Source organism: Streptomyces botrytidirepellens (genome assembly GCF_003721215.1).
GTDB lineage: Bacteria > Actinomycetota > Actinomycetes > Streptomycetales > Streptomycetaceae > Streptomyces > Streptomyces himastatinicus.
Window position 1 is genome coordinate 18,334 of sequence record NZ_RIBZ01000280.1, and the last position, 16,173, is coordinate 34,506.

Below are 16,173 nucleotides of genomic sequence, written 5' to 3' on the forward strand. Positions count from 1 at the left end.
CAGACGTGCAGCACGATCCGGCTGGTGGACCGTCGCTGGGCCACCGGCGCGTTGGTGGTGATCGGGGCGGTGGTCATCGGGCCCCCTCGTTGTTGTCGTTGGCGTAGAAGACCCAGGCCCGGGAGGTCCGGAAGAGCACCGCGGTGACGACGCCGATGGCCAGCAGCAGCGCCCACGCCATGGCGGAGGCGTAGCCCATGTGGGAGGCGGTGAAGGCGCGGTCGTAGAGGTAGAGGGTGTAGACGAGGGTGGAGTCGGCGGGCCCGCCCTTGCCCGCGCTGACCGCGAAGGCGGGGGTGAAGACCTGGAACGCCTGGATCATCTGGAGCACCAGGTTGAAGAAGAGCACCGGGGACAGCATCGGGATGGTGATCGAGCGGAACTGCCGCCACCAGGACGCCCCGTCGACCGCCGCCGCCTCGTACAGCTCGGCGGGGATCTGCTGGAGCCCGGCGAGGAAGATCACCATGGGGGCGCCGAACTGCCAGATGGTCAGCAGCGCGACCGACAGGATGGCCCAGCCCGGCTTGTTGATCCAGCCGCCGATGTCGATGCCGACGCCGGAGAGGAGGTTGTCGACGGTGCCGCCGTCGTTGAAGATCGCCCGCCAGACGAGGGCGATGGACATCGACGCGCCGAGCAGCGAGGGGGCGTAGAACGCCGAGCGGTAGAAGCCCTTGCCGCGCTTGACGGACTTCAGCGCGATCGCCACGGCGAGGGCCAGCACCAGCTGGAACGGCACCGCGATCACGACGTACGTCAGCGTCGTGATGACCGAGCGCCAGTAGCGGGGATCCTCCGTGAACATCTGCGTGTAGTTGCGGAGGCCCACCCACTGCGGGGCGTCGAACATGTCGTAGTCGGTGAACGACAGATACAGCGAGACGGCCATCGGGAGCAGCGTCAGCACGGTCGCGCCGATCACCCATGGCGACAGGAACACCCAGGCGGCGCCCTGCCTCTCGCGCTTCGGTGCCCGCTTGGCGCGCGCGGCGGGGGGCGCGGCGTCCTGGGGGCGGGTCGCGGTCGCGGTCATTGCCTCAGCTCCGCCTTCGCCTCGGTGATGTAGTTCTCCGCCGCCTCGCGCGGCGACAGGCGCTCGTACGACACCTGGTCGTAGTCGCGCGTGAAGGTGGACTGGAGCGAGGCGTCGCCCTTGGGCGGCGCGGCGGGCGGATCCTTGAGCTTGCCCTCGAACTGCTTCTGGTACGCGGAGACGACCTGGTCGAAGCCCTCCAGCTTGGGCAGCACCTTGTCCCGGATCGTGTCGTTGGCCGGGATGCCGCGGGTGGCGCCGAGGATGGCCCCGGCGGCTTGGTCGTTGAGCAGGAAGTCGATGAACTGGGCGGCTTCCTTGGGGTGCTGGGACTTGGCGGACGCCCCGAAGAACATCGACGGCTTGTAGTACAGGGCGGGCTTGCCGTCGTCACCGGCGGGCAGCGGGGCCAGCTTCAGCCCCTTGCCGACGATGGCCTCGTAACCGCTGGACGGGGCGTCCCAGTTGAAGTCGGAGACGGACTTCAGCCGTCCGAGCGGGGTGTTCTCCACCGCGCCGTCCATCTGGGTGGTCTGCTCGGCGGGGGCCACCAGGCCCTCCTTGCGCAGCTTGCTGCACCACTCCCAGTAACGCGTCAGATCGTCGGCCGTGAAGCCCAGCCCGCCGTCCTTGGTGTAGAGGGCCTTGCCCCGGCCGCGCAGCCAGATCTCGAAGACGTCCTCGCTCTGGCCCGGGTCGGTGGAGCCGACCTTGCCGCCGATGTCCTTCTTCGACGCCTTCAGCTTGCGCATCGCGTCGGTCCAGTCGGCCCACGTCCAGTCGATCGTCGGCTCGGGGACGCCCGCCTTGCGCCACAGCGCCGCGTCGTACGGTATGGCCTCGGCGCCGCGGGCGACCGGCAGCGCGTACTGCTTGCCGTCCACGACCCCGGTGGCCAGCAGCCCCTTGTCGATGTCCGCGGTGCGCAGCTCACGGTGCTTGCCGAGGTCGAGCAGGATGCCGGAGGTGGCGTACTGGTTGATCTGCCGGTAGTCCAGCTGCATCACATCGGGTGCGTCGCCGCCCGCGGCCTGGGTGGCGAGCTTCGCCTTGTACGTGTCGAAGCCCGCGAAGGACGTGCTGATGTCGACGTTCGGGTGACGCTTCTCGAACAGCTTGACGGCCTGCTCCGTACGGGCCGCCCGGTCGGGGTTGCCCCACCAGGTGAACCGCAGGGTGACCTTGCCGCCCGAGCCGCCGCCCTCACCGCCGCCGCAGCCCGTGAGGGTCCCGCCGAGTGTGAGGACGAGAGCCAGGGCGCAGGACGCCTTTGTCCCTTTTTTGCGCATCGCCGGACCGACCTCCCTCCTGTGATGTGCCGATGTGCCTGTTCATGCCTGTTCGTGTGGGGGGATGCCGGTGCTTATTCGCCGTAGTACGGGAGCGTCGCGCCGGGCAGTTCGTACTCGTCCCGGCGGCCGCACATGCCGTAGCCGCCGCGGCGGCTGGGGCCGGTCGCGGTGACCTTCGCCTGTGCGAGATGGGCCGGGTCGCCCGCGGCGAGCGCGGTCAGCTGCTCACCGGTGCGGTGGGCGGCGGCGAGCGCGCCGTCCCGCCAGCGCGGCTCCCAGTCCTTGACCTTGGGGGCGACGATCCGCACCGCCGCCTCGTGGAAGGCGCGCAGCGGCCCGTCGTCGCCCTTCTCGGCCGCGGCGCGCAGGGTCAGATAGCCCTCGACCGCGAGGTCCCGGCGGCGCCGGGCCGCCGCGTCCGCCTCCGGGCCCTCCTTGGCGGGCAGGGCGGCGGCCGCCGCGTAGCGCTCGGGGTCGGCCAGCACCTCGGGCGGGAACGTGAACACCGCGTCCCCGGCCTCGGGCAGCCCGCTGTTCTGCATCAGCACGGTCACCTTGAGGCCGCCGCCCTGCACCATGCGGTGCACCGTGCCGGGGGTGAACCACACCACCGCGCCCGGCTCCAGCGGCGTCTCGGTGAAGCCGTCGGCCACGGTGAGGGTCTGCACGGCGCCGCGCCCGGCGGTGACCACGTACGCCTCGGTGCAGGCGAGGTGGAGGTGGGGGCTGCCGCCGCACACGCCGTCGGCCGCCTCCCATTCGTACGCGCTGATGTGGGACATCCCCACGCCGCCCGGCAGGGGGGCAGGCATCGCCGTCATTTCACTCACCACCCGTGGTTCTTGAGGTAGCTCTCGGCGCGCGTCCGGTCCCACGCGCCGTCGGCGACCACCACGCGGTAGCGGTAGCCGAAGGACTCCCCCGGCGGCAGCTCGAACTCCTCGAAGAACGCCCACGAGGGGGCGACCGAGGGGATCGGCTCGGAGCGCACGAACCAGTGGGAGGCGTGGATCGACTCCGCGTTCTCCGGCGCGTGCGCGAACAGCAGCGTCGAGTGCGCGTCGATGTCGTCGTGTTCGGCGGTGAAGGCGATCCAGGGGGCGTCGGCGGCCGGGGTGCCCATCAGGTCCGAGGCGCCCGCCTCGCCCTCGCCGCCGCGCCCGTCCGGGCCGATGACGTCGCCGCCGGTGAAGTCGCGGGGGCCGCGCCAGTTGAGCCCGGTGTACCCGGCCATCTCGCGGCCCGCGGTGGTCGGGGAGCCGAAATGCAGCGCCTCGCCGCGGATGTTGGTGAGGTCGATGGACCAGTCCAGGGCCCAGGTGCCCTCGTCCGCCTCGACGGAGTGCAGCTCGATGGTGCGCAGCTCGCGCGCCCACTCCTGGCCTCCGTTCTCGACCCAGGTGAGCTTCTCGGTGAAGCGCAGCCGGTCGTCGGTGACCGTGAACTCCTCGAAGCCGTCGTGCCGCATGGAGCCGACCCGCTCCTCGACCCGCTGGTAGCCCTGGTCGGGGCCGAGGTAGGAGTTGCCGCCCCAGAAGTTCTGGCCGGACAGATGGCTGGACGTCATCTGGAGGCCCTTGTGCCAGCGGTGGTCGTTGGGCCGGTAGCCGGAGACCGGGCTTCCGGCGAGGGTGCGCAGCGGGTGGGCGTACGGCTTGCGGGCCTCGAAGGCGTCCGGGTCGGGCGCGTAGACGTAGGCCATCAGCTCGACGCCGCCGGAGGCTACCGAGATCCGCTCGCCGTGGGTGTGGGTGACGGTGATCTGCTGGGTCATGACGGCCTCAGCTCTCCTTCTTCGTGGCGTGCGGTGCCTTCGGAGCCCACTCGGGGTGGTGTCCGTGCATGGCGTCGTAGTACGGGTCGCCGGGCGCGATCTCCCCCGCGTGCACGGGCCGCCCGGTGAAGGCCGCCTTGTAGAGCGCGGCGATGAATTCGAGGGTGCGGCGGGCGTCCGGGCCGCTGCCCGGGGGCCGTACGCCGTCCCGCATGGCGTCCAGCAGCCCGGTCAGCTGGGCCGCGTGCGAGCTGGGCAGGTCGGCGGCGGGGGTGCGCCAGCGCTCCTGCCGGGCGGGCTCGTCCCGGACGTGCGGGGCGGGGGTGTAGACCCAGTCGTCGTTGCGGTGGCCGTAGAGGTGGGTCAGCTCGACGGTGGCGTCCGCGCAGTCGATGCGGATGCGGCTGACCTCGTCGGGCGAGAGCACGCTGTTGACGACGGTGGCCATGGCGCCGTTGGCGAAGCGGACCAGCGCGGTGGACACGTCCTCGCTCTCCACGTCGTGCACCAGCCGCCCGGCCATGGCGCGGATCTCGGTCCAGTCGCCGAGGAGGTGCAGCAGCAGATCCATCTGGTGGATGCCGTGGCCCATGGAGGGGCCGCCGCCCTCGCTGTCCCAGCGGCCGCGCCACGGGACGGCGTAGTACGCGGTGTCCCGGTGCCAGGTGGTCTGGCAGTGGGCCACCAGCGGGCGGCCCAGCGCGCCGGTGGTCAGCAGGTCCTGGGCGTGGACGGCGCCCGAGCCGTAGCGGTGCTGGAAGACCACCGACGCGTACGGCCCGCCCGCCTCCGTTTCCGCCGCGGCGATCTCGTCGTACTCGGCGAGCGTCAGGCACAGCGGCTTCTCGCACAGCACCCAGGCACCCGCTTTGAGCGCGGCCACCGTCTGCTCGCGGTGGAGGGACGGCGGGGTGCCGATGAGGACCAGGTCGGGGCGCTCCGCCTTCAGCATCGCGGCCACGTCGGGGTAGCCGGCGACGGTGAATCCGGCGCTCTCGGCGGCCGTCGCGCGGAAGGTGTCGAGCCGGTCCTCGTCCACGTCGACCGCGGCGACCAGCTCGACCCGGTCGGCGTGATCGCGCAGGGCGGGCAGATGGCTGCCCGTGACGATGGCTCCGGTGCCGATGACTGCGGCGCGGATACGGGCGGTGGCTGCTGAGGCCATGGAGTGGGGCTCCTCGCCAACGGGACGGAAAGCGCTTGCTGGGGGTCGACCCTAGGCACGGTGCGGATGTCAGGACAAGACCCCGGGGAGCAGATTCCCGCGCCCGTTCCCGGTTCGATACGCGATGGCCGCGACGGCGCTGACCAGTGAGACCATGGACCCGGCCCCACCAGCGCACGCGGTGTCCCACCGGGCGCCCCAGGTGACCACCCAACGGAGGAAACATGGCAGTGACCCTGGCCGATGTGGCCGCACGGGCTCGGGTCTCGGCGGCGACCGTGTCGCGCGTCCTGAGCGGCAACTATCCGGTTGCCGAATCGACCCGGGCCCGGGTGCTGCGCGCCGTCGAGGACCTGGAGTACGTGGTCAACGGCCCGGCAAGCGCTCTCGCGGCCGCCACGTCCGATCTGGTCGGGGTGCTGGTCAACGACATCGCGGACCCCTTCTTCGGCATCATCGCGGGCGCCGTGCAGTCCGAGATGGGCGCGCCGGGCGGGCCCGCCGGCTCGGGCGCGTCCAATGGTTCCGGTGGTTCCGGCGGTTCCGGCGGGGAGGCCGTGCGCGGCGGCGAGAAGCTGGCCGTCATCTGCAACACGGGCGGCTCGCCCGAGCGCGAGCTGAACTACCTCACCCTGCTCCAGCGGCAGCGCGCCGCCGCCGTCGTCCTCACCGGCGGCGCGGTCGAGCACCCCGACCACGCCGCCGCGGTCGCCGCCAAGGCGTCCCGGCTCGCCGCCTCCGGCACCCGGGTGGTGCTGTGCGGGCGGCCCCCGATCGAGGACGCGATCACCCTCACGTTCGACAACCGCGGCGGCGCCCGGCGCCTGACGGAGCATCTGCTGACCCTCGGCCATCGCCGCATCGGCTACGTCGCGGGCCCCGCCGACCGCACCACCACCCGCCACCGGCTGGAGGGCCACCGCGAGGCCCTGACCGCGGCCGGGTTGGCCGAGGGCGCGGAACAGCTGACCGTCCACGGCCTCTACGACCGTGCCTCCGGCTACGACGCCACCCTCGAACTCCTGCGCCGCGACGCCGGTCTGACCGCCATCGTGGCCGCCAACGACACCATCGCCCTCGGCGTCTGCGCGGCCCTGCGCGACCAGGGCCTGCGCATCCCCGAGGACGTCTCGGTGGCGGGCTTCGACGACCTCCCCTTCAGCGCCGACGCCGTCCCCGCCCTGACCACGGTCCGGCTGCCGCTGCACGACGCCGGGGTGCGCGCCGGACGCCTCGCCCTCGGCCGCGAACCGCAGCCGCCGGGCGGGGTGGCCATGGTGCGCGCCGAACTGATGGCCCGGGCCTCGACGGCACCGCCGCGGCACTGAGGGCGGGGGGCTGACGGAATGACGGATGTCCTCCTGCGCGAGCCCGGCCCCGGCGACCTGGGCTGGATCGTCCACCGGCAGGGCGTCGAATACGTCCGGGAGTACGGCTGGACCACCACGTTCGAGGCCCTGGTCGCCCGTATCGTCGGGGACTTCGGCACCCGGCACGACCCGGCGTACGAGCGCGTCTGGATCGCCGAGCGCGACGGCCGCCCCATCGGGTCGGTGATGTGCGTACGGGACGAGGCGCCCGCGACGGCCCGGCTGCGGCTGCTGTTCGTCGAACCCGACGCGCGGGGCCTGCGGCTCGGCGAGCGGCTGGTGACGGCGTGCGTGGACTTCGCCCGCGCGGCGGGCTACCGCGAGCTGGTGCTGTGGACCACCGACGTCCAGGCCGCCGCCCGCCGGATCTACCAGCGGGCGGGGTTCGAGCTGACCGCCGAGGAGCCGCACNGGATCTACCAGCGGGCGGGGTTCGAGCTGACCGCCGAGGAGCCGCACCCGGGGTACGGCGCGGGGCCCGTGATGGCCGAGGACTGGCGGCTGGTGCTGCCTACGTAGCCGGTCAGCCGCCGGGGAAGATCACGTCGCTGCACGAGTAGAAGGTCTGGTCGAAGTGGCTGGCCTGCCAGATCATGAAGACCACATGGCGGCCGGTGCGCCCGGGGGCGTTGACGGGGATCGAGACGGTGACCCCGTTGAGGCTGGGCTCGGTGGAGGACTCCCCCGCCCCCGGCGCGATCTTGCCGGTCTGGGCGACGAGTTCGAGGTTGCTCCAGCGCAGCGGCTGGGTCGTGGGGTCGTAGCCCTGCTTGGTGACGTAGATGCGGTAGTAGTCCGCGCCGTGCTTGGCCTGGTCGTGGTTCTTGAAGGTGAAGCTGGTGCCGACCGACGTGGCCTCCCACTTCCCGGGCACGTCCATCGCGTTGTAGCGGCCGGACGAGGTGCGCCCGGCGCTGCACAGCTGCCCGTCGGGCAGCGCGGCCTGGTGGTTGCCCGCGACCCCTTCGCGGTAGAGGCCGTTCCAGTTCCACATGGCGTTGGTGTCGGCCTGCCACGCCTGCCAGCACATGGGGTCCTTGGTCTTCATCTCCGGGTTCTGGAAGTCACCGCCCCACCGCTTCCAGCAGCCGTAGTTCCGCGACGCCGGGCCGATGGCCGACCCGTGCGCGTCGGCGGTGTCCACCAGCGCCACGGTGGCCAGCAGCGTCGCGGCCGAGGCGACGGCGGAGGCACGAAGCCTCCATTTCCGAGCATGACCATGACAATTCATTACGCCTCCAGATCCGCTGCGAAGGTGTGCGGAAGGGTGTGCGGGAGCGCTCCAACTGTAGGACGGGGATCATGAGGCGGCCAGACATCTGACGCCGGGTCCGCACCCTGCCGTCATGCTGCGGTCGCAGCACCTGCATCCCCGGTCGCCCGTGCGGCGGAGCCGGGTTCGGCCCGTGGAGCGATCCGCGGCGGGCCTCCCGACTGCGATGGTCATGCCGGAACGGGCCTGCCCACCACGGACACCGAGGACCGCACATGCAGCCACTCCGTCACGCCGAAGCCGCCGAAGCCGTCGAACCTGTCGAAGCCGCCGAAGCCGTCGAACCTGTCGAACCGGTCCAAGCTGTCGAAGCACCCGCCACCGCCCGCCCCGGCCGACTCCGCACCGCGTGGCGGACGGCCCACGAGCCCGTCGCCGGAGTGTCCCGGCGGACGCAACTCCTCGCCTGCGCCATCCCGTTGGCCGTCCTGCCGTCCAGCCTGTGGAGGCTCCCGGCCGCGTTCGACCGCGGGATCGGCGTCGGCGAGCGCGCGTACGTCGTCTTCCTGTCGGCCCTCTCCGAGGCGCTCGCGTTCACGGCGTTCGGCCTGATCGCCCGCTGGGGCGAGGTGTTTCCGCGCCGGCTCCCGTTCCTGCGCGGCCGCCGCGTCCCGCCGACGGCCGCGGTCATCCCGGCCGCGACCGGAGCCGCCCTCCTCACGGTCCTGTTCACCCTCCTCTCCCCCGTCGCCGAGATCAGGGGCACGACGATCCGGGGCGACGAGCTTCCCGGCGATTCCCCGAGCGAGATCGGCGGCTGGGAGACCCTGTCGTTCTACGTCTGCTACGCGCCGCTGACCCTGTGGGGGCCGTTGCTGGCCGTGCTGACCGTCGCGTACGGGAAACGCCGCCGAGCGGAGACCGACGCTCTCAGGCGATGAGCGAGCGGCCTGTGGGCGCCAGTCGCAGCATCCGGGGAGTGGCTTTCTGTTCTCGCTCGATGCCCGGCGGCCCGCGGCGGTGTTCCACCTGGACGCTCCCGGCTGGTACCGGGAACCCGAACAGGCGCCGCATCTCCCCCTGTTCGTCGACGCGGTGCTCGCCCAGCACGCGGTGGACCTGCCCGACAACGCCCCCGGAGGTGGTGCGGGCCGTCGACTCCACCGCGACCGCCATCGGCGACGACGGATGGGTCGAGGCGGTCATCCCGACCGAGAGCACCGAGCACGCCTGCGGCGAACTGCTGCGGCTCGGCATCGACGTCGAGGTCGTCGCACCGGCCGAACTGCGCCGGTCCATGGCCGACACGGTGGGCGAACTCGCCCGAGCCTACGGCTCGTCAGTCCCCCTCAACCTTTGAACAGCACGGGCGAGTTGGGCTCAAATCCCCCTGATCCCGAACGCGTTGTCGTGACGCAACGAGGGTGATTTGATCTTGATGGCGACCGTTTCGAGAGATTCCCCATGTATGACCCAAGGAGTAATTGATGAGCAAGATTGAGCAGACAGTCGAGATTCCCCACCTGGGCGGATCGACCGTCGGGTACACCTTCGCCAAGCCGTACGACCCCGCGCTCCCGACGCTGGTCCTGATCAACTCGTACACCACCTCGGCCGACCTGTACCGGCCGCAGTTCGCCGACCCGGCGCTCGCGTCCGCGGCCAACCTGCTCGCCCTGGAGCCCTACGGGCACGGCCGCACGAGGGCCTCGTACCCGCACTTCACCTTCTGGGACAGCGCGATCGCGAACCTCCAGGTCCTCGAGGCCCTCGGGATCCGCGAGGCCTTCGTGCTGGGGACCTCGCAAGGCGGCTGGGTGGCGGCCCGCATGGCGCTGCTCGCCCCGGACGTCGTGAAGGGCGTCATGGCGCTCGGCACGTCGATGGACTTCGAGAGCCCCCGCAGCCGCGACCTGGGCTGCTGGGACGGCGTCGAGTTCAACACGCCGCTCGTCGACGCCCTCGCCGACCCGGTCGGCGAGGACTGGGTCGTGCCGGACGAGCTCGTGGACGCGGTGCTCGACGCGGCCCTGGGCGGCGTCTCGAGCGAGGAACGCGACTTCTGGCTCGCCACCTACCGCGCGAACTACACCGGCGACGCGGGCCGCCACCGCCTCCGTCTCAGCACGGTGAACCTGCGCGACCGCGACGGGCTCCACGGCAGGCTCGACGAGATCCGCTGCCCCATCCTGTGGCTGCACGGCACCGCGGACCAGGTGTACTCCGTGGCGAACGCCCAGGAGGAGATACGGATGTTCACCCGCTCCCCCGAGGCGCGCCTCGAAGTCGTCGAGGGCGGCCAGCACTTCCTGAGCGCCTCGCACCCCGAGGAGGTCGACTCCGCGGCGATCGATTTCCTGAAGCGCTGGTCCTGACCGACCCCCGGGGCGGTGCTCGGGCGACGCGGTCACGTCTGCGGTGGACCTGACGCCGGCGCCCGAGCACCGCCATGGCGCGTGCACGGCGGGCTCAACCATGGCCGCATCGACACCGGCCGACCGCGGTCCCTGCTGGTCGCCGTGCACGGGGCTCCGCCATCACGTCACCCCTCGCCGAGCTGTCCATCGGCCGTGGAGCCCCGCTCGTCGTCAGGAATTGCCAGGACCGCCCAGACCGCTTTGCCCACCACCGCCCTTGGGGTCACGCCCCACTGATCGGCGAGCGCATCCACCAGGAAAAGTCCCCGACCATGCACGGCTTCGGGGCGCGGAGTCATCAGCCTGGGGTGCGGGTCACCCGTGTCGTGAACCTCGATCCGTACGCTGTCGCCCTGATGCAGGTAACGCGTCTCGATCTGACGTCCGGGCACGCGTGCATGACGCACGGCGTTCGTTATCAACTCGGACAGCACCAGGAGCGCGACTTCTTCCACGGTGGGCAGGCCCCAACTCGCCAACGTCGTACGCAAGTCGGCCCGCGCCCGGGCGACACAACGAGGGTGGCGAGCCCAGCGCCTCACCACCGTACGCTCATCCGGACCAGTCAGCTCTGACTTCATGGCGACAAGCGTGCAGGTGAGAGAGACAGGCCGGGACAGTAAACGGGGTACCCCACGTGGGGAACGGGGTACCTCAGCACTCGGCGAGTTCTACGCTGGACCAGGCACGTCCCTACACCTCGTGAGCGGCCCATGAGTGAACGTGAAGCCCGTCGCAGCGAATATCCCCTTACCATCCCGGATCGCTTGCTGCTGAGCGAGGACATGAAACGGGCCTGCGAACGTCGAGACTTCGGCGAAGTCTTCCGGCTGGTCAACAGGCGAGGGCCGGTGAGCTACGCCGAAATCGCCGCTGCTGTCGGCAAGATGACCAGCGCCCGCGTAGGTGACGTGATCCGAGGTGTTCGCGGTATTCGCGGCCTCGCCGTCATGGAACGCATTGCCGATGGGCTGGGCATTCCTGGCCACATGCTCGACCTTCCCGAACGGCCGTGGGAGGGTACCCCCTCATCGGGCGTCGCGGCCCAGGACCGTGGCTACGCTCGTAACAGCCGGAATAGTTCGGACGACCTCACGTCCGAACCTTCAACGAGGCTCCATCTGGTGTGCCGACTGCCCACGTGGACCCCATGGCTTCGGCGGAAGCGGATGCGTTACCGGAAATCCTTTTGGTATCGGTGCATGTCGACGGGAAAGAGCAGATCGTGCCGATAAGCCGCCGCGCCCTTCTCGGAAACGCGATGGGTGTCGCCCTGCAAGGAAACAGTCCCTTCAATGGCGCAAACGCTTCCGCGGAAGTCGCACGCCCCAGGAGCATCAGACCACGCCGCCTTTCGGCCGACCACAGCGAAGCAGCGATCCAGCATCTGCGCGACATGTGGCACACCCTGGTCAGGGCAGACAACCTCTTCGGCCCGCGTCACGCACTCACAGCAGTGCATCAGCAGCTCGACGTGCTGAATGGTCTTCTGGAGGACAGCCGGGGCGAGCACCGGCAGGAGCTGCTGAAGCTATCGGCTCAGTACGCCGAGTCGGCCGCATGGCTCCACGAGGACTCCATGGACGTGACCAGGGCGGAGACCTGGACAGGCCAGGCCATGGAATGGGCCATGGAGTCCGGCGACGAGGCCATGCTGTCGTGGACTCTGTTCCGCCGCAGCCAACTCGCTACGGGGAAGAAGAACGCAGGCCAGACGATCGGCCTCGCGCAGGCCGTGCAGCGTCACGAACGAGCACTCACGCACCCGATGAAGGCAGCGGCCATGCAGCAGGAAGCACAGGGACTCGCGCTCGACGGAAACGAGACCGCCTGTCACCGGAAACTGGACAAGGCCCACGAGTACGCCGCCATCGCTGAATCCTCCGGTGACGCACGTTCCGGACACGGGGATTTCTGCACTCCCAGCTACATCACTCCCAACTACATCGAAATCCAGCGCGCGAACTGCTGGCTCACCCTGTCCCGGCCAGAGCGGGCGGTCTCCACCTTCCAGACCGCGCTGGAGAAACTTCCGGACGTCTATCAACGCGACCGGGGGTTCGCACAAGCACGCCTGGCCATGGCGTACGCAGGCATCCAGGAGTACGAACAAGCCGCCACCGAGACCGCATCCGCACTCGACGTGGCCCGCGACTCCGGCTCCGGCCGCACCCTGCAAGAGGCCGTCACGGCAATCAACGCTCTTGCAGCGGCGAGTAATGTCCCTGCTGTGCGGGACCTGCTCGACGCAGTCAAGGAGAATGCGGGGTTCTGATGGCGACGCCGAACGAACTGACGGCCATGCGGCGAGCGATCGCCATCTCCGCCCAGGGGCTCGGAACGACGAGCCCGAACCCGCCCGTGGGGTGCGTGATCCTCGACCGCGACGGCGTAGCGGTCGGAGAGGGTTACCACCACCGCAAGGGAGACCACCACGCCGAGGACAACGCGCTCACCGCAGCGGGCGAACGTGCCGAGAGGGGCACCGCGGTGGTGACGCTGGAGCCCTGCAACCACCACGGCCGTACGCCGCCGTGCCGACAAGCCCTGATCGACGCCAAGGTGTCCCGCGTCCTGATAGCGGTCATGGACCCCACCTCACGCGGAGAGGGTGGCGCCGCGGTACTGGAACACGCGGGTATCGAGGTGGAGCGCGGCGTCCTTGAGCGGGAAGCGCTGCTCATCCTCGGCCCGTGGCTGCACTCGCTGCGTACGGGACGGCCGTACATCACCTGGACGTACACCGTCGGTGCCGACGAACACCATGGCAACCGAGGCGTGAATGAGCTGCGCCGCACACACGACCTGGTGATTCGGCGGAACGGAGCGATTGAGGAGGGAGTGCCGGGCAGCCACGGCGAAGACGTCTTCCGAGTCCCGCGCCCCTCGCTCGACAGCGATCCCGAGAGGGCCCTATCCGTCTTGGCCGAGGCCGGGGCACGTACGGTGCTCATCGAAGGCCGCGCCAACCCGGCCGCGCGGTTGTTCGCCAACATCGTGGATCGCGTGATGATCGACGCACCCGGTACTCCGCCCTCGTCCGGGCACGTAAGTGAGTCCATTCCTGACGGATACTGGCTGACCGGGGTCGAGCCGTTGGGCACGGGCGTTCGCATGACCGGGGAAAGAGCTCTTCAAGCCTGACGTCGGGAGAGGAACAGCCTGCGCCGCTCCCGGTCGACGTCGGTGACGGTGACCGTCACCTCGTCGCCGGTCCCGACGACCTCTGAGGTGAGTTCTTGAAGAGGGACCAGGCCCTCAACGCCCTCGGCGACCCGGACGAAGGCACCGAAGGGCACCAGTTTGGTGACCTGCCCCCGAAGCCTCCGGCCCGCCCCGACGGTGTCGGCGAATTCCTGGAACGGATCCGGCTGTGTCGCCTTCAAGGACAGCCTGGCCTCACCGTTCCACGTGTCGAACTGAAGGAACACACAGGACACACGCTGCCCGACCTGGACGACGTCCGAAACGGCCTCGAAGCGTCGCCAGGACAGTTCAGGGATCGAGATGAACCCGACGCCGGGGAAGATCGGATGGTCGGGGCCCCGGTCCAACGCCACGAACACCCCGAAGCGTTCGATCGCCGCGATCGTGCCGGAAAGGATCTCGCCGCGGTGACGTGATGCCAGGAACGCCCACAGTTCCGGATCGTCCGATGCCGCCCCCATGCCGTGCACCCTTTCATGTCTCCGGTCTCCGACAGGGTCGGTGTAAGAGCCGTGTCAGTCGTATGTCAGAGCCATCGGTGATGGTGGCGGCAACAACCGCCGCGAAAGGAATCCGATGAGTCACACGGCTCCCATCCCGCACGGCCTCCCCACGAAGCGCGATGCGGGCCCCTTCGACCCGCCTCGCGACATCACCCGACTGCGCGAGGCTCGCCCTGTCAGCCCCATGGTCTTCCCCGACGGGCACGAGGGCTGGATCGTCACCGGCTACGACGCGGTCCGCCAGCTGATGGCCGACACCCGGTTCAGCTCCCGCCAGGACATCGGCGTTCTCCATGTGCCGTACGAGATCCCCGGCCTGCCCGTCGTCACCGAACCGTCCCCGCAGGAGCCGGGGCTGTTCATCGCCATGGACCCGCCGGACCACACCCGGCTGCGCACCAAGCTCACCGGCGCCTTCACCGTCAAACGCATGAGAGCGCTCGAAGAGCACATCATCGACATCGCCGAACGCCAACTGGACGCAATGGCACGCATGACCCCGCCGGTCGACCTGGTCAAGGAGTTCGCGCTGCCGCTGCCGTCCCTGGTGATCTGCGAACTGCTCGGTGTCCCCTACGGGGACCGGGAGCAATTCCAGGTCAACTCGGCCAAGTTCATGAACAAGGAATTGCCCTTCGACGAGCAGATTGCCGCGTACACCGACCTGAGCGCGTACCTCTCCGAACTGGTCACGCGCAAACGCGCCGCCCCGGGCGAAGACATCCTGTCCGACCTGACCCGCCACGACGACCTCGCCATCGAGGAACTGACCGGCATCGCCTTCCTGCTGCTGCTCGCGGGCCACGAGACCACCGCCAATATGCTGGGGCTGGGCACCTTCGCGCTCTTGGAACACCCCGAGCAGCTTGCCGAACTGCGCGCCGACCCGGATCTGATGCCCGGCGCCGTTGAAGAACTCATGCGCTATCTGTCCGTTGTCGATATCGTCTATCGCTACGCCACGGAGGACCTCGAACTCGGCGGCGAAACCATCGGCAAGGGATCGAGCGTCGTCGTCTCCATGCTGGCCGCCAACCGCGACCCCCGGCGCTTCGAGAACCCCGACACCCTGGACATCCGCCGCAGGGCCCGCGGCCACCTGTCCTTCGGCCACGGCGTCCACCAATGCCTGGGCCAGCAACTGGCCCGCGTCGAGATGCGCGCCGGTTTCGAGGGGCTGCTGCGCCGCTTCCCGACTCTCGAGCTCGCCGTCCCCGCGGCCGAGGTGAAGCTCAGGACCAACATGCAGATCTACGGCGTCCACGAGCTGCCTGTCACCTGGACGGAAACGGCCCGCTAGAACCGCGGGACCTGCACGTCCATTTCGCCGACCGTCTGGTCCCCGCTCGTCTCGCCCGTCGGCTGGAATCCGAGCTTGAGGTAGAAACGCTCAGGTCCGTCGGCGCCTGGTTGCCAGGTGGTGGTCATGCGGGCGCCACCGCGACGGCGGATTTCGGCGGCTACGGACTCGACCGCGAAGCGTCCGTAGCCGCGCCCCTGTTCGCCGGCCGCGATGTTGAGGCGCCAGAGGCCGGATCGGATGTCGGTGCCCGTGCCGTCGCCCCTCCAGTCGATGGCGAAGAAGCCCATGAGGAAGCCGACGGCCCGGTCGTCGTCGAGGATGAGGCGTGGCCAGGCTGTGCCGGGATGGACGTACGCCTCGGCCAGGGACTTCACGACCGGTGCGACCAGGTGCTCCTGATCCGGACGGACCCGTATTCCGATCGCGACGTCGACGTTGTCCGGGGTGATCTTCTCCAGATGGAGAGCGCTCGTCATGCACGAACCATAGGCGCGGACCGTCTCGCTCGGACGGCCCACTACCGGGGACACGAGCGGCGCCACGTTCTCGAAAACCGCTCGCGTCAGGCGGTCCGTACCGCAAGGATCACCCCATACGCACCGCAGGTGCGCACGGCACGAGAGCAAAGGGTGTACCCCTGAGTACGCAACACCTCATCGAGTGGACCGAGGACGGCGGGCCCCGGACCGCCCAGTGGCGTTCCGAGAGCGGCGCTCCGCCGCCGCGGCGGGTTGTGGTCGCGGACGACCGGATGACGGCCGACGCCGCGTACCGTCTCGTCTGCGAGGGCACCGCGTTGCTGTGGCGCGGCGACTACCAGGGCGCCCGGCAGCTGCTCGCCGCGCTGGCGCGGCGGGTCGACCGGGGGCCGCGGCGGCCCCGGGGGCGGCGCG

16 protein-coding genes and 2 pseudogenes are annotated in these 16,173 nt (G+C 70.1%); 9 read left to right on the plus strand and 9 right to left on the minus strand.

The window, feature by feature from the left end; all coding sequences use genetic code 11:
• Window positions 1-73: 73 nt before the first annotated feature.
• The 5 genes from EEJ42_RS23050 to EEJ42_RS23070 form a co-directional block, all read right to left on the minus strand.
• Window positions 74-1,036 carry a carbohydrate ABC transporter permease gene (locus EEJ42_RS23050; protein WP_123102435.1) on the minus strand — a complete coding sequence of 321 codons (963 nt, stop codon included), beginning with the start codon at window positions 1,034-1,036 and terminating at the stop codon, window positions 74-76.
• Window positions 1,033-2,325, minus strand: coding sequence for an ABC transporter substrate-binding protein (locus EEJ42_RS23055; protein WP_123102437.1), 1,293 nt, complete (start codon window positions 2,323-2,325; stop codon window positions 1,033-1,035). Before EEJ42_RS23055 ends, EEJ42_RS23050 begins: the two co-directional genes overlap by 4 nt.
• Window positions 2,326-2,399: 74 nt before the next feature.
• Window positions 2,400-3,149 carry a cupin domain-containing protein gene (locus EEJ42_RS23060; RefSeq protein ID WP_123102439.1) on the minus strand — a complete coding sequence of 250 codons (750 nt, stop codon included), beginning with the start codon at window positions 3,147-3,149 and terminating at the stop codon, window positions 2,400-2,402.
• Between the two features lie 5 nt (window positions 3,150-3,154).
• Window positions 3,155-4,102 carry a DUF6807 domain-containing protein gene (locus tag EEJ42_RS23065; protein WP_123102441.1) on the minus strand — a complete coding sequence of 316 codons (948 nt, stop codon included), beginning with the start codon at window positions 4,100-4,102 and terminating at the stop codon, window positions 3,155-3,157.
• Between the two features lie 7 nt (window positions 4,103-4,109).
• Entirely contained in the window at window positions 4,110-5,267 is a 1,158-nt protein-coding gene (locus tag EEJ42_RS23070) for a Gfo/Idh/MocA family protein (RefSeq protein ID WP_123102443.1), read from the minus strand.
• A 224-nt stretch (window positions 5,268-5,491) separates the two neighbouring features.
• On the opposite strand from EEJ42_RS23070, the gene EEJ42_RS23075 reads away from it, so the two are divergent.
• Both EEJ42_RS23075 and EEJ42_RS23080 read left to right on the plus strand, forming a co-directional pair.
• Window positions 5,492-6,595, plus strand: a complete 1,104-nt coding sequence (locus EEJ42_RS23075) for a LacI family DNA-binding transcriptional regulator (protein ID WP_123102445.1) — start codon at window positions 5,492-5,494, stop codon at window positions 6,593-6,595.
• A 24-nt stretch (window positions 6,596-6,619) separates the two neighbouring features.
• Window positions 6,620-7,156, plus strand: a pseudogene (locus EEJ42_RS23080) (GNAT family N-acetyltransferase); the annotation flags it as partial.
• 4 nt (window positions 7,157-7,160) lie between these two features.
• Here EEJ42_RS23080 and EEJ42_RS23085 read toward each other — a convergent pair.
• On the minus strand, window positions 7,161-7,868 hold the full coding sequence (locus EEJ42_RS23085; protein WP_184503217.1) for a lytic polysaccharide monooxygenase auxiliary activity family 9 protein: 708 nt from the start codon (window positions 7,866-7,868) through the stop codon (window positions 7,161-7,163).
• 257 nt (window positions 7,869-8,125) lie between these two features.
• Between EEJ42_RS23085 and EEJ42_RS23090 the strand changes: the two genes are divergently transcribed.
• The 3 genes from EEJ42_RS23090 to EEJ42_RS23105 all read left to right on the plus strand — a co-directional run bounded on the left by EEJ42_RS23090 (window position 8,126) and on the right by EEJ42_RS23105 (window position 10,225).
• The gene (locus EEJ42_RS23090; RefSeq protein WP_221179414.1) at window positions 8,126-8,791 is read left to right on the plus strand and encodes a hypothetical protein; all 666 of its coding nucleotides are present in this window, start codon (window positions 8,126-8,128) and stop codon (window positions 8,789-8,791) included.
• A gap of 203 nt (window positions 8,792-8,994) precedes the next feature.
• Complete coding sequence (locus EEJ42_RS54715; protein ID WP_425472946.1) at window positions 8,995-9,210, plus strand: WYL domain-containing protein; 216 nt, start codon at window positions 8,995-8,997, stop codon at window positions 9,208-9,210.
• 127 nt (window positions 9,211-9,337) lie between these two features.
• The gene (locus EEJ42_RS23105) at window positions 9,338-10,225 is read left to right on the plus strand and encodes an alpha/beta fold hydrolase (protein WP_123102449.1); all 888 of its coding nucleotides are present in this window, start codon (window positions 9,338-9,340) and stop codon (window positions 10,223-10,225) included.
• A gap of 167 nt (window positions 10,226-10,392) precedes the next feature.
• Here the strand turns inward: EEJ42_RS23105 and EEJ42_RS23110 are convergent, their stop codons facing one another.
• Window positions 10,393-10,848, minus strand: a complete 456-nt coding sequence (locus EEJ42_RS23110; protein WP_123102451.1) for an ATP-binding protein — start codon at window positions 10,846-10,848, stop codon at window positions 10,393-10,395.
• 569 nt (window positions 10,849-11,417) lie between these two features.
• On the opposite strand from EEJ42_RS23110, the gene EEJ42_RS23120 reads away from it, so the two are divergent.
• Both EEJ42_RS23120 and ribD read left to right on the plus strand, forming a co-directional pair.
• A complete protein-coding gene (locus tag EEJ42_RS23120) occupies window positions 11,418-12,542 on the plus strand; it encodes an NsdA family TPR-like regulatory protein (RefSeq protein WP_148082017.1) in 1,125 nt (374 codons plus the stop codon).
• The gene (ribD, locus tag EEJ42_RS23125; RefSeq protein ID WP_123102455.1) at window positions 12,542-13,411 is read left to right on the plus strand and encodes a bifunctional diaminohydroxyphosphoribosylaminopyrimidine deaminase/5-amino-6-(5-phosphoribosylamino)uracil reductase RibD; all 870 of its coding nucleotides are present in this window, start codon (window positions 12,542-12,544) and stop codon (window positions 13,409-13,411) included. Before EEJ42_RS23120 ends, ribD begins: the two co-directional genes overlap by 1 nt.
• Here the strand turns inward: ribD and EEJ42_RS23130 are convergent.
• A complete protein-coding gene (locus tag EEJ42_RS23130; protein ID WP_123102457.1) occupies window positions 13,402-13,935 on the minus strand; it encodes a S1 RNA-binding domain-containing protein in 534 nt (177 codons plus the stop codon). The two genes, ribD and EEJ42_RS23130, sit on opposite strands and share 10 nt — an antisense overlap.
• Window positions 13,936-14,050: 115 nt before the next feature.
• On the opposite strand from EEJ42_RS23130, the gene EEJ42_RS23135 reads away from it, so the two are divergent.
• Complete coding sequence (locus EEJ42_RS23135) at window positions 14,051-15,277, plus strand: cytochrome P450 (protein ID WP_123102459.1); 1,227 nt, start codon at window positions 14,051-14,053, stop codon at window positions 15,275-15,277.
• On the opposite strand, the gene EEJ42_RS23140 is transcribed toward EEJ42_RS23135, so the two are convergent.
• Window positions 15,274-15,756, minus strand: a complete 483-nt coding sequence (locus tag EEJ42_RS23140; RefSeq protein WP_123102461.1) for a GNAT family N-acetyltransferase — start codon at window positions 15,754-15,756, stop codon at window positions 15,274-15,276. The genes EEJ42_RS23135 and EEJ42_RS23140 overlap by 4 nt on opposite strands.
• Window positions 15,757-15,917: 161 nt before the next feature.
• Here EEJ42_RS23140 and EEJ42_RS53085 point away from each other — a divergent pair.
• Window positions 15,918-16,173 (plus strand): annotated as a pseudogene (locus tag EEJ42_RS53085) (methyltransferase); the annotation flags it as partial.